Source organism: Rhizobium changzhiense (assembly GCF_013087625.1).
Taxonomy (GTDB): Bacteria; Pseudomonadota; Alphaproteobacteria; order Rhizobiales; family Rhizobiaceae; genus Rhizobium; species Rhizobium sophorae.
Genome location: NZ_JABFCQ010000004.1, coordinates 60,073 through 72,463, shown reverse-complemented (window position 1 = coordinate 72,463; position 12,391 = coordinate 60,073). Strand labels below are relative to the sequence as shown.

The window sequence follows — 12,391 nt, the reverse complement described above, 5'->3', positions numbered from 1 at the left end:
AATGGATCTCCGTTCGCTGCCGCGGTGCGGCAGCGTTAAAGGTGAATCTTCTCAATGAATTGCGCGGTTTAGTTCAGGCCGGCCTTGTCGAGGCCATAGGCCTTGTCGGCCGTGCCGGGCACGGTCTTGAAGCCGACATTGACACGGTTCCAAGCATTGATCGCCATGACGACGAAAGTCAGGTCCGAGATTTCCTTCTCGGAAAGCTGGCCGCGCACCCGTTCGTAAATCTCGTCGGGAATGCCGCCTTCGGGAAGCTTGGTTAGTGCTTCGGTCCAGGCAAGGGCTGCACGCTCGCGGGGGATGAACAGGTTCGATTCCCGCCAGATGGCGACGTGGTAGATCCGCAGTTCCGTCTCGCCGTGGATCTTGGCCTGCTTCACATGCATATCGAGGCAAAAGCCGCATCCATTGATCTGCGAGGCGCGGATTTCGACGAGGGCCTGCAGCTTCTCGTCGATCACGCTGCTCTTCAGCGCCATGCTGAATTCCATGAATTTCTTGAAAAGCTCGGGGGACTGTTGGGCGTAGTTCAATCGCTGGGTCATGTGCCTCTCCTTCAATTAAGGACACTCTATATCCTTATGGATAGAAAATATCCTTAATTGCTGGACTGTAAAGCCATTCTCGCTTAGTCTGGCTGCATAAAGCCTATGCGCAAAAGTATGAGGGGCAGGGGATGGATATCGTTTCGGCATTGCGGACCTTTCAGCGCGTCGTGGAGACGGGTTCGTTCTCGGCGGCGGCGCACGATCTCGACGTGACGCAGCCGGCGGTCTCGCGACAGGTCGCAGCCCTCGAGGGCCATTTCAACACCCGCCTCCTGCATCGCACGACGAGCGGCCTGTCGCTGACCGCGGAGGGGGAGCGGATGTTGCCGATGGCGCTGCGGATTCTCGAAGCGGTTGAGGAGCTTGGCGATGCGGCCGGATCGGACGGAGCCATGGCCTCGGGAAAGGTCAGGCTCAGCGTTCCAGCACCACTCGGCCTCTATCTCAGCGAGCGGCTCGGCGATCTTCTTGCCGCCAATCCGAAGCTCTCGGTCGAACTTATCTTCAGGGAGCTGGGCTCGGATATGATCGAGGAGCGCCTGGATCTCGAAGTGCGCTTGGGCCAGGTCGCCGACAGCAGCCTCGTCTGCCGACGGATCGGCTGGACGACCGCCTTCCTCGTTGCAGCTCCCGCCTATCTCGCGCGCAGGGCGGCTCCCCGCGCACCGAAGGAGATCAAGGATCATGAATGCCTGTGCTACAACAGGGCAGGCGAGGCCAATACCTGGTCCTTCTCGAACGGTTCGGAAGACATATCGGTCCGGATCTCACCGCGGCTGACCGCCTGCAATGCGGTCGCCATTCACCGGGCTGCCCTTGCCGGAGCGGGTCTTGCGGTGCTTTCGCACATCATCGCGATGCCCGATATCGCCGCCGGTCGGTTGGTCCCCGTGATGAAGGATTTCCAGCCGAGCCGGCTGCCGGTTACCGTCGTCTATCCCTCGCGGCGCAACATGCCGCTGCGCGTCAAGACGGTTCTGGATTTTCTCACCGAGGCTATGGGGCAGGACCCGTCGATGTGCGCCAGCGGCGCGGACCGGCAGTGGAACTGATGATCGTCCGGCCGGGCGATTTGCGGTTTTCCGCCTTGCCTAAAGCCCGCGAATCCTGCCAAGTCCTGCGATCATGCAATTTGCGCCGCAACAAGATGAAGCCCTGAAGGCTGTTTCGAAATGGCTGAAGGAAGGGCGCTCGCCGCTCTTTCGCCTGTTTGGCTATGCCGGAACGGGAAAGACGACGCTTGCCAAGCATTTTGCCGAAAATGTCGATGGCGACGTGCTGTTTGCCGCCTTCACCGGCAAGGCGGCACAGGTGCTGCGCTCGCGGGGCGCCTCCAACGCCCGGACGATCCATTCGCTGATCTACCGGCCGCGCGGCGAGGAGGCGGTGGAAGACGAGGAAACAGGCAAGACCTCGATCGCGCCGATGTTTTCGATCAACCGGCAAAGCCCGGTCGCGAAGGCGGCGCTGATCATCGTCGACGAATGCTCGATGGTGGACGAGGCGCTCGGCAAGGACCTGATGAGCTTCGGCACGCCGATCCTGGTGCTCGGCGATCCCGGCCAGCTGCCGCCGGTCACAGGCGGCGGCTACTTCACCAATCAGGATCCGGACTATCTGCTCACCGATATCCACCGCCAGGCGCGCGACAATCCGATCATCAAGCTCGCCATGCAGGTGCGCGAAGGCAATGAGGTGATGTACGGCGATTACGGCACGGCCAAGGTGATCTCGAAGAACGAGGTGACGCAGCAGCTGGTGCTCGATGCCGATCAGGTGCTCGTCGGCACCAACCGCACGCGGCGGCGCTACAATCAGCGCCTGCGGGAGTTGAAAGGCTTCAATGCCGATTATCCGCAGACCGGCGACAAGCTCGTCTGCCTCAGGAACGATCCGGCCAAAGGCTTGCTCAACGGCTCGCTCTGGCAGGTGATGACCTCGTCGAAGGAAACGACGAAGCCCGGCATCAATCTGCTCGTCCGTCCCGAAGACGATGACATGGACCGGGGGGCTGCCAAGATCAAGCTGCTGAAACAGGCCTTCGAGGATGTCGAGGGTGAGATCCCCTGGAACACCCGCAAACGCTACGACGAGTTCGACTATGGCTATGCGCTCACCGTTCACAAGGCGCAGGGTTCGCAATGGAACGATGTCGTGCTCTTCGACGAGAGCTGGGCGTTTCGCGATACCCGGGAACGCTGGCTCTATACCGCGATCACGCGCGCGGCGGAGACGCTGACGATCGTCCGCTAATCCCAGTCGCACCCGCGGCCCGGTCGCATTCGCGGTCTGGAGTGGTAAGGAAGAAACGGTGGCGGCCGTGTCTTAGGCGGATGGTACTAAGCCTGCACGATGCCGAGCAGAACCGCCTTGGCGATGGCCTGGAAGCGGTTGTTGGCGCGGAATTTCAAGATGATTCCGGCTTCGAGATCCTTGGTCTCGTCATGTTTCAGGTCGAGTGCCCGGGCGATGCGTTGGGTGGAATAGCCTTCCGCCATCAGTTCCAGGCAACGCCGTTCCTGCGGGGTCAGGCTGGCGCTGCCCTGATTGTCGTTCAACGGCGGCTCTTCGATGCTGCCGTCGAAATCCAGGAGGTCGCCGACCTGCTGGAGCTGGCGGTGCAGCGTCGACATCTCGGCCGTCAGTTCGCGCTTGCGCACCTGCAGGCCCTCGCGGAACATCGCCTCGGCCGATTCCTGCGAATCGGCGTTGCGGAGTTCGTCCATCAGTTCCTGGATGACGGCGATCGGCATGCCGGTTTCGCGGCAGACTGTAATGACGGCCATGCGCATCACGTCGTCCTGGCCGTAGACCCGCATCAGGCCGATACGGTTGGCTGAAATCAACCCTTTCTCTTCATAGAAATGCAGTGTCCTGTGCGTGACGCCGAATGCGTTTGCCATATCGGCAATGGGCACCGGACCGTCTGGTAGATCCGGCGGCAGCGCGGCCGAAGGCAGGAACCGGTATTTCGACCGGGCCTCCGAAGCGATACCGGCGGTGGCAAACAGGCGTTTGGAACCGTCTGGCATGAACCCTCCTGGGGCATGTTGTTGCACCTCATGCGGTTTTGCCAGTTGCTTCCCATGCGCGGCGAGTGGGGTTTCCTCTAGGCGTTCTTCTCAGTGGGAAAGAAGCAGTACGCGGCGTACTCTACGCGATACGATGTCCACGTTATGCGTGAACGATCTTTTTTATAAGTGCTAAAAATAATCTCTTTTAAATGGGATAGCAACTTTACCGGCATATTTTGCCGGGTTCTTGGGTGTGTTGCACAAAAACAGGTGCTGCACTGCGGGATCTCGCGGTCCTCTTTAAAGGTGACGGGATTTACTATCTGCGGTACGCGTGCGGCAAATGCTCAGCGTAATTTCGGCGCTCATCAGCGATTGGCATCGCACCCATCTGCGAATCTCGTTGGCCATCGCACGGGCCTTGGCTTAAAAGCAAGCCTCCCATTTCCGTGACCGATGGATATCAGCCATGCCCGCCAAGCTCTCCGTGAACCTCAATGCCATCGCCATGCTGCGCAACCGGCGCGATCTGCCCTGGCCGAGCGTCGAAACGCTCGGGCGGATCGCACTTGCCTCCGGCGCCAGCGGTCTGACGGTGCATCCGCGCCCCGACCAGCGGCACATCCGCTTTTCCGACCTGCCGGTGATCCGCAACCTGATCGACGACGAATTCCCCAAGGCCGAGTTCAATATCGAGGGTTATCCGACCGAGGAATTCTTCGAACTCTGCGCCGGGGCGGCCCCCGAGCAGGTGACGCTGGTGCCTGACGATCCCGCCCAGGCGACCTCCGATCACGGCTGGGATTTCCGCAAGCACCAGGCGTTCCTGACCCATGCCGTCGCGCGGCTGAAGACGATGGGATGCCGGGTGTCGCTCTTTGCCGACGGCGATGGCGATGCAGAAGCGGTTGATATCGCCAAGGCGGTCGGCGCCGACCGGATCGAACTCTATACCGGTCCCTATGGTGGCTGCTTCGACGCGCCGGAGCGCTCCGCCCCGATCCTCGAAGCGCTCGGACGGACGGCCGATGCAGCCCTTGCAATTGGCCTCGCCGTCAATGCCGGCCATGATCTGACAGTGGAAAACCTGCCGGCCCTGGTGAAGCGCATTCCCGCTCTTGCCGAGGTTTCGATCGGTCACGGGCTGACCGCCGATGCGCTGGAATACGGCATGGCGGAAACCGTGCGGCGCTTCTGCCGGGCCTGTGGGCAGACGGTTTGATCATTGAAGAAAGCCCGCCCCATGATGTGCGAGGCGAGCTTTCCAGACGACCTTATGCTACCTCAGGCGGTCAGGGCCGCCTTGTGTTCGACGAAGAAATCCTTCAGCGGCTGCGGCTCCCTGCCGGTCAGCTTGGTGAAGTCTTCGGTGACGATGTCGAACTTGCCGGCGCGGGTGTTGGCGTCGGCCGACACCAGCATGTCGGCGACGAAGCCGGGAAGGCCGGCGCCGCGGATGCCCTGGCCGAGCTGTTCGTCATTGACGTCGACCACTTCGAGCGGCTTGCCGGCGACATCCGAGACGATGGCGGCGATCTGCCTGTTGGTCAGCCGTTGCGCGCCGGTCAGCGTATAGGTGGCGCTCTCGGAGGTGCCGGAGGCAAGGACCGCGGCGATCGCCAGCGCGCAGTCATTGCGCGAAATGGTCGAGATCTTGCCGTCGCCGGTGGCGCTGTACCATTTGCCGCCCTGGAGATTGTGCGGCATGCCGTGCAGGTAGTTGTCGTGATACCAGGCGTCACGAATGATCGTATAGGCGATGCCGCTGGCCTTGATGGCGTTTTCGCTGCCGAGGTGGTCGGGCGCGAAGGTGACGAGCGAATCGTCGGGCGCCGGCATCGAGGTATAGGCGATGTGCTTGACGCCTGACTTGACGGCGGCCGCAACGGCGCCTTTGTGCTGGGCGAGACGCTTGCCGGGAGTGTCGAGCGCGTCGGTGCTGATGATCAGCAAGCGGTCGACGCCGGCGAAAGCCTTCTCCAAGCCGGCAACGTCATCGAAATCAGCCTTGCGGGTAACGACGCCCTTCTTCTCTAGATCGGAAAGCTTTTCGGGGCTGCGCGTCGCTGCAACGATGTTGCCGGGGGCGACCTTGTAGGTCTCGATGAGGTGATGGATGACACGCTGGCCGAGCTGCCCGGCAGCGCCGGTGACCAGGATGATTTCGCTCATACGTCGTTTCCTTCTGTGCTGTATTGGCTGTGTTGTGCCGGTGGTCTCGAAAAGAGAGTAACACTAGAATAGGAATTGACTTGGCGGTGTAAAGGAGGCAGTTTTTCGGCTCTACGTTACCAAAAGGGAACCAGCAGATGAGCGGTGCGGTCGTCAGTCTGAAGAACAGGATGCCGGGCGCGCGGCGCGAGATCGATCTCGCCGGTCTCGATTTCGGCAATTGCCCGGTCAGAGACATGATGCAGCAGATTGGCGGCAAATGGTCGACGCTGCTGCTCGAGGTTCTGGCGGCCGAGCCCCATCGATTCGGCGAGCTGCGGCGTATGCTCCCCGATATCTCGCAGCGCATGCTGACGCAGACGCTGCGCGACCTGCAGAGGGACGGGTACATCCATCGCGAGGTCTTCCCGACCAAGCCGCCGAGCGTCGAATATTCGATGACCGATCTCGGCCGATCGCTCTACCAGCCGCTATCGCAGCTTCTGAACTGGGCGGAAGCGAACCACGAGGCGGTTCGCGCCGCCCGCTCGCATTTCGATGCCACTGACAAATAGGCTGGTTTCCTACTTGCCGCGCCCCTCCGTCAGGAACAGCAGGAAGGCCAGCGCCGGGAAAGCAAAACCGATCCAGGCCGTCATCGTCCAGCCGCCAGTTGCATAGGCCCAGCCGCCGAGCGCTGAGCCGAGCGCGCCGCCGGCAAAGAAGGTCGCCATGAACAGGCCGTTGAGCCGGCTGCGGTGTTCCGGGTTCAGCGCATAGATGGCGCGCTGGCCGCAGACGAGATTGGTCGTTACCCCGAAATCGAGCATGATCGCCGCCGCCGTCAGGAGCACGAGAGCGGTGAGCGAGCCGTCGCCCGCGAAATGGCTGATCAGGAAAGAGGCCATGCCGAGCAGCATGGCGATCGTCGAGGCGATCCTCGTCATGCCGCGATCGGCAAGCCGGCCGGCGATCGGCGAAGCGACGGCGCCGGCAGCACCGGCAAGCGCGAAGAGGGCGACGCCGTTCTGCGTCAGGCCGAAGGCCGGGCTTGCGAGCAGCAGAGGCGTCGTCGTCCAGAACAGGCTGAAGGCGCCGAACATGCCGGCCTGATAGAGGGCGCGGCGCTGCAGCACGCGCGAAGTCAGCGCCAGATGGGCCATGGAGGCGAGCAACTCGCTATACCGCAGCTTCGTCTTCGGCAGGCGGACCGGCAGGTTGGCGCGCAGGACGACGGCGAGCACAATCATCAGCCCCGCGGTGACGTAGTAGACCACATGCCAGGAAGAGGCTTCGGCGACGAAGCTTGCGAAGGGGCGCGCCAGCATGATGCCGCAGAGCAGGCCGCTCATGACGTTGCCGACGACCTGGCCGCGCGTTGCATCGGGCGCCATGTTGGCGGCGAAGGGAACCAGGACCTGAACTGCGACCGAGGAAAGGCCGATAGAGAGCGAGGCGACGAGAAAGGCCGTGGGTGTCGAGGACAGCGCCGCGCCGATGAGCGCAACGGCCGAGACGGCGATTAGCATCAGCACCAGACGGCGGTTTTCGGTGAGGTCGCCGAGCGGCACGATCAGCAGCAGGCCGAGGCCGTAGCCGATCTGCGTCAGCGTGACGATCAGGCCGGTGGCGGCAGGCGTGAAGCCGAGATCGGCACTGATCGGGCCGGCAAGCGGCTGGCCGTAATAGAGATTGGCGGCCACCAACCCGCAGGCGGCAGCAAAAAGGAAGGTGAGCCAGGGGGATAGCGCCCTAGGAATGGCCTTATCGGGTGTCGTGGCCGAAATGCTCATCGGAAACTCCGGTATTCAAAGATTGGAAGGAATGAATGCAAATATGCTGGCTGCGGCCACCCGATCCTTGACCGAATGCCGGTATTTCTCTCGTCCACGGTGTGGACTGTTCAAGTCACGAGCTTCATCGCGGCTTCGGCTGCGGCGACCATCTCCTGCCTGCTGCGTCCTGTCTTGCCAATCACGCGCAAGCCCTTGGTAAAGCAGAGAAAGGTAAGGGCGGCGGCATCAGGGTCCACCGTCGTCGGGACGGTGCCGTCGGCCTGGCCGATGCGGATGAGACCAGCCATCAGCTTTTCGTCTGCGGCGAAGGCAGTTGCAACGTGGGTGGCCGTTTCGTCGTCGAGCAGGGCGAAATCATTGGCGCCGCCGACGACGAGGCAGCCCTTACGACCAGCATCGCCATGGGATAGTTCCGTATAATACATCACCATCTGGAAGACTTTGTCGCGGCCTGTTTCCGCCGACGCAATCATCGCTTCGAGACGCCGCCGGCCGAGTTGGCGATAACGACCAAAAGCGGCGAGGAAGACGCCGCGCTTGTCCTTGAACGCCTTGTAGATACTGCCAGAGGCGAGGTCCATTGCCTCGGTCAGATCGCTGATCGACGTAGCGTGGTAGCCGCGTTCGGAAAAGACCCGTAGGGCCGAATCCAATGCGTCGTCCATATCGAACTCGCGCGGACGACCACGGCTGCGTGTTTTTTCATCTGATACGAGGCTGTCAACGGTCATGACCGCCTAATTAGGGAATGAACGTTTCCAAATCAAGTGAAATTTCTGCGACGCAGCAAATTCAGAGATCGAGCACCCAGTTCTGGCCGTTCGCTTCAGGGCCGAACATGCGATGTCTCTCCTCGGAGACAAGACGGAAGCCCGCCTTGACGTAGATGGCGCGGGCGGTCTCCAGCATGTCGTTGGTCCAGAGCGAGAGTTCGCGGTAGCCTTTCTCCCTGGAGAAGCGGATGCATTGGTCGACCAGCAGCTTGCCGAGCCCGAGGCCGCGGGCTGATTTGTCGACATAGAGCAGGCGGAGCTTGGCGATGCCGTTGCCGCCATCGGTGACGAGGACCGAACCGACATTGATGCCGCCGCGTTCGGCGATCCAGCAATATTCTTTGGCCGGATCGAAATTGGCGAGGAATTTTCCGGCGACCTCGGCGACCAGCGCCTCGAAGCGCAGATCCCAGCCATATTCTTCTGCGTAGAAGCGGCCCTGGCTCTGAACGATCCAGCCGATATCTCCGGCGCGGTGGGCGCGGATGATGGCCGGTGCGGGCTTTGCCGTGGGGTCGAGGAGGGCGCGGATGGTGTGCATCGCGGAGACCGCTGCCTCCGGCTCGCCGCTGGCAAGATTGTCGAACCGGGCGGCGATCTGCGCATTGGCGCGCCGGCCGAGTTCTTCGAACTGCTCTCGTCCCCGATCGGTGACAATGATGACCTGGCTGCGCAGGTCGGCTGGATCGGGGCTGGTTTCGATCAGCCCCTCGGCGCGGAAACGCTTGAGGATGCGGCTGAGATAAGCGGCGTCGAGATGCAGGTCGCGGGCTAACGCCACGGCGCTGACACCGTCATGCGAGCCGATCTCGAAGAGGATGCGGGCATCGGTCAGCGTGAAGGGGGTGTCGAGATAGGCCTTGTTCAAGAGGCCGAGGAAGTTCGTATAGAAGCGGTTGAAATCGCGAGCGGTTTCGATAAGGGCGATATCGGACATGACAAAGATCTCCAGATGGAGATCTTTGTCAGACTGCTGACAAACCTCGCTCTTTACTCGGCGTCATCCTCGGCCTTGTGCCGAGGATCTGCTACATCGGTTGCAGATGCTCGGGACAAGCCCGAGCATGACGACAGAGGTGTTGGCCGACTTTGTCAGCAGTCCGGCAAAGATCTCTGAACGAAGACTTTGTTGTGCATTTAGTTGACTGAGTCAATTAAATTGCTGATCCCAAGAGCGGGGCGATGTCAGGCCGCTTCCTCTTCCGCGGTCTCGTCCGCGCCAAGCGCGAAATCGACCGCCGCGCGCGCATGGATCGCGGTGGTGTCGAAGCCCGGCAACGGCAGGTGGTCGGGGTCGAGGATCAGGCAGATTTCGGTGCAGCCGAGGATGATGCTGTCGGCGCCGTTCTCGACGGCGCGAGCAATGATATCGAACAGTTTTTGACGCGAACTGTCGAGCACCTTGCCGGCGCAGAGTTCGTTGAAGATGATGTCGTGCACGGTCGTGCGGTCGCCAGCATCGGGCACCATGATATCGAGGCCAAGGCTCTTCATACGATTGCTGTAGAAGCCGTGCTCCATCGTGTAGCGGGTCGCAAGCAGCAGCGGGCGCTTGCGACCGGCCGCATGCAGCGATTTCGCCGTCTCATCGATGATGTGGATCAGTGGCACGGAGATCTTGTCTGCGACCTTGTCGGCGATCAGATGCATGGTGTTGGTGCAGATGAGGATGCAGCCGGCGCCGGCAATCTGCAGGCGCAGAGCCACATCGGCGAGGCGGCGGGCAGCCATATCCCAGTCGCCGGCCTTCTGAAGGGTGACGATCTCCTCGAAGTTGACCGAATGCAGGATGAGTTCGGCCGAGGCGAGGCCACCCTTGCGGTCACGCACCATCTCGTTGACGAGGCGGTAGTAGACCGCCGAACTTTCGAAACTCATGCCGCCGATCAGGCCGATCGTTTCCATCTCTTCATGCTCTCCATGCTTCTGAACTTTAGAAAATGATGCCGCACTCTCGACGCGGCGTGTTTGCTTTGTTTGTCTCTCTCATCATCCATGTGATGGAATTTTGCGCCATTTTATGAAATCATGCAAAAAATAGGCGAGAGGTAGATGTTCGACACATGCTTGATGATCGCGACAGACGCATTCTGGACATGCTGCAAAAGGATGCGGGCATATCCGTGACCGATCTTGCCGAGCGCGTGGCGCTTTCGATATCGGCCTGCTCGCGGCGAATCCAGCGGCTGGAGGAGAGCGGCCATATCGCCCGGCGCATCGTCGTGCTCGACCGGGAAAAGATGGGCGTGCCGACGACAGTTTTCGCGCTGGTCAAGACGGCGCACCATTCCGACGAATGGACGGAAAGCTTCCGCAGGATCATCAGTGACATTCCCGAGATCGTCGAGGCGCACCGTCTGACCGGCAATCACGACTATATCCTGAAGATCGTGCTGCCGCGGGTCGAGCATTACGACGTGATCTACAAGCAGATCGTCCGCAAGATCGAGCTTTTCGATGTTTCAGCGTCGATCTCGATGGAGCATCTGAAGGGCGGCACGGCGATCCCCGTCGGATATGCCGATTGAGTCGGCTCCACCGACCGGGATGCAGGGGAGCTATGCCGAAACGGCAGTTGCAACCTTCGCGGCGAAGGCCACATTGGCTTTGAGCGAAATGGCGCAAAGGGGTAGGTCATGAGCGATCATCATGTCGTCGTTGTCGGCGGCGGTTTCGGCGGGCTGCAGCTTGTCAACGGGTTGAAGGGGGCGGGCGTCAAGATCACGCTGGTCGACCGGCGCAATCACCATCTCTTCCAGCCGCTGCTCTATCAGGTGGCGACCACCATTCTTTCCACCTCGGAGATCGCCTGGCCGATCCGCCGCCTTTATGCCGACCGGCCTGACGTGACGGTGCTGCTCGGCGAGGTCACGGGTGTCGACAGCGTTGCGAAGACTGTTTCCTTACGCAACGGCATGACTCTTCGTTACGATACGCTGGTGTTGGCGACCGGAGCGACGCATGCCTATTTCGGCCATGACGAATGGGAGCCGGTGGCGCCCGGCCTGAAGACGCTGGAGGATGCGACGACGATCCGCCGGCGCGTGCTGCTTGCCTTCGAGAAGGCGGAGATGGAGGCCGATCCTGCCGTGCGCGATGCGCTTTTGACCTTCACCATCGTCGGGGCCGGGCCGACCGGCGTCGAGCTGGCCGGCATCATTGCCGAACTTGCGCATTTCACGCTGCCCAAGGAATTCCGCAACATCGATACGCGCAAGACCCGCGTCGTGCTGGTCGAGGCTGGCCCGCGGGTGCTGCCGACCTTCGCCGAAGAGCTTTCGGCCTATGCGCAGAAGGCGCTGGAGAAACTCGGGGTCGAGATCCATCTGGGCCAACCGGTGACCGAGTGCAACGCCGACGGGGTGAAGATCGGCGAGACCTTCGTTCCCAGCCGGACGATCGTCTGGGCAGCCGGAGTCACCGCCTCGCCGGCGGCGCGGTGGCTTGGTGTTGCAGCCGACCGGGCAGGGCGCGTCGTGGTCGAGAAGGATCTGAGCGCGCCTGGTCTGCCCGACGTCTTCGTCGTCGGCGATACCGCCTCCGTCATGCGCGAGGACGGCAAGCCGGTGCCCGGCATTGCGCCCGCCGCCAAGCAGCAGGGTGGTTACGTCGCCAAAGTGATCCGCGCCCGCATATCCGGCAAACCCGCGCCGGCGCCCTTCCGCTACTGGCATCAGGGCAGCTTGGCGACGATCGGCAAGAGTGCTGCGATCATCGATTTCGGCCGGATCAAACTGAAGGGCTGGATCGCCTGGTGGATCTGGGGCCTTGCCCACATCTACTTCCTGATCGGCACCCGCTCGCGCTTCTCCGTTGCCTGGAGCTGGCTGTGGATCTACCTCAGCGGCCAGCACAGTGCCCGGCTGATTACGCAGAAGGAGACGATGCGGGAGGAGGGGTAGATATGCTGCGGTGCGTCCACGGCGATCCTGCCGTGCCCCCGGAATGCGACGTCTCTCCGGCCTCATCCTTGCCCCGAAGGGGACTCGAAGGACGGGCCGGCCACCGCCGCTTCACCCAGTGATTGCAGCACACACCCACCCAATCACCCGCCATCGTGGTTCGAGACGGCCCTGTGGGCCTCCTCACGATGAGGGCCGATCGGT

General features: G+C 61.8%; 13 protein-coding genes. 6 read left to right on the top strand and 7 right to left on the bottom strand.

The genetic code is table 11. From position 1 onward, the window contains the following. Positions 1 to 68 precede the first annotated feature (68 nt). Positions 69 to 548 carry a carboxymuconolactone decarboxylase family protein gene (locus G9X68_RS20515; protein WP_171603999.1) on the bottom strand — a complete coding sequence of 160 codons (480 nt, stop codon included), beginning with the start codon at positions 546 to 548 and terminating at the stop codon, positions 69 to 71. Between the two features lie 131 nt (positions 549 to 679). Between G9X68_RS20515 and G9X68_RS20510 the strand changes: the two genes are divergently transcribed. Then, entirely contained in the window at positions 680 to 1,603 is a 924-nt protein-coding gene (locus G9X68_RS20510) for a LysR family transcriptional regulator (protein WP_171603998.1), read from the top strand. A gap of 73 nt (positions 1,604 to 1,676) precedes the next feature. Next, complete coding sequence (locus G9X68_RS20505) at positions 1,677 to 2,804, top strand: ATP-dependent DNA helicase (RefSeq protein ID WP_003541249.1); 1,128 nt, start codon at positions 1,677 to 1,679, stop codon at positions 2,802 to 2,804. Positions 2,805 to 2,890: 86 nt separating this feature from the next. Here G9X68_RS20505 and G9X68_RS20500 read toward each other — a convergent pair whose 3' ends face one another. After that, entirely contained in the window at positions 2,891 to 3,583 is a 693-nt protein-coding gene (locus G9X68_RS20500) for a MerR family transcriptional regulator (protein ID WP_171603997.1), read from the bottom strand. A gap of 451 nt (positions 3,584 to 4,034) precedes the next feature. Between G9X68_RS20500 and G9X68_RS20495 the strand changes: the two genes are divergently transcribed. Continuing rightward, positions 4,035 to 4,787 (top strand): pyridoxine 5'-phosphate synthase, encoded by a 753-nt coding sequence (locus G9X68_RS20495; protein WP_171603996.1) that lies wholly within the window; start codon positions 4,035 to 4,037, stop codon positions 4,785 to 4,787. 62 nt (positions 4,788 to 4,849) lie between these two features. Here G9X68_RS20495 and G9X68_RS20490 read toward each other — a convergent pair whose 3' ends face one another. Next, a complete protein-coding gene (locus tag G9X68_RS20490) occupies positions 4,850 to 5,737 on the bottom strand; it encodes an SDR family oxidoreductase (protein ID WP_171603995.1) in 888 nt (295 codons plus the stop codon). A gap of 137 nt (positions 5,738 to 5,874) precedes the next feature. Here G9X68_RS20490 and G9X68_RS20485 point away from each other — a divergent pair, with 137 nt between their 5' ends. After that, on the top strand, positions 5,875 to 6,291 hold the full coding sequence (locus G9X68_RS20485; protein ID WP_171603994.1) for a winged helix-turn-helix transcriptional regulator: 417 nt from the start codon (positions 5,875 to 5,877) through the stop codon (positions 6,289 to 6,291). Between the two features lie 9 nt (positions 6,292 to 6,300). Here G9X68_RS20485 and G9X68_RS20480 read toward each other — a convergent pair whose 3' ends face one another. The 4 genes from G9X68_RS20480 to G9X68_RS20465 all read right to left on the bottom strand — a co-directional run bounded on the left by G9X68_RS20480 (position 6,301) and on the right by G9X68_RS20465 (position 10,190). Further along, positions 6,301 to 7,509, bottom strand: a complete 1,209-nt coding sequence (locus tag G9X68_RS20480) for an MFS transporter (RefSeq protein WP_171603993.1) — start codon at positions 7,507 to 7,509, stop codon at positions 6,301 to 6,303. A 110-nt stretch (positions 7,510 to 7,619) separates the two neighbouring features. After that, positions 7,620 to 8,243, bottom strand: coding sequence for a TetR/AcrR family transcriptional regulator (locus G9X68_RS20475; RefSeq protein ID WP_171603992.1), 624 nt, complete (start codon positions 8,241 to 8,243; stop codon positions 7,620 to 7,622). Between the two features lie 61 nt (positions 8,244 to 8,304). Beyond that, on the bottom strand, positions 8,305 to 9,222 hold the full coding sequence (locus G9X68_RS20470; protein WP_171603991.1) for a bifunctional helix-turn-helix transcriptional regulator/GNAT family N-acetyltransferase: 918 nt from the start codon (positions 9,220 to 9,222) through the stop codon (positions 8,305 to 8,307). A gap of 248 nt (positions 9,223 to 9,470) precedes the next feature. After that, positions 9,471 to 10,190 (bottom strand): aspartate/glutamate racemase family protein, encoded by a 720-nt coding sequence (locus tag G9X68_RS20465; RefSeq protein WP_171603990.1) that lies wholly within the window; start codon positions 10,188 to 10,190, stop codon positions 9,471 to 9,473. A gap of 158 nt (positions 10,191 to 10,348) precedes the next feature. Between G9X68_RS20465 and G9X68_RS20460 the strand changes: the two genes are divergently transcribed. Together G9X68_RS20460 and G9X68_RS20455 are read left to right on the top strand one after the other, a co-directional pair. Further along, on the top strand, positions 10,349 to 10,813 hold the full coding sequence (locus G9X68_RS20460) for an Lrp/AsnC family transcriptional regulator (protein ID WP_168310066.1): 465 nt from the start codon (positions 10,349 to 10,351) through the stop codon (positions 10,811 to 10,813). Positions 10,814 to 10,921: 108 nt separating this feature from the next. Continuing rightward, complete coding sequence (locus G9X68_RS20455) at positions 10,922 to 12,187, top strand: NAD(P)/FAD-dependent oxidoreductase (protein WP_171603989.1); 1,266 nt, start codon at positions 10,922 to 10,924, stop codon at positions 12,185 to 12,187. Positions 12,188 to 12,391 lie beyond the last annotated feature (204 nt).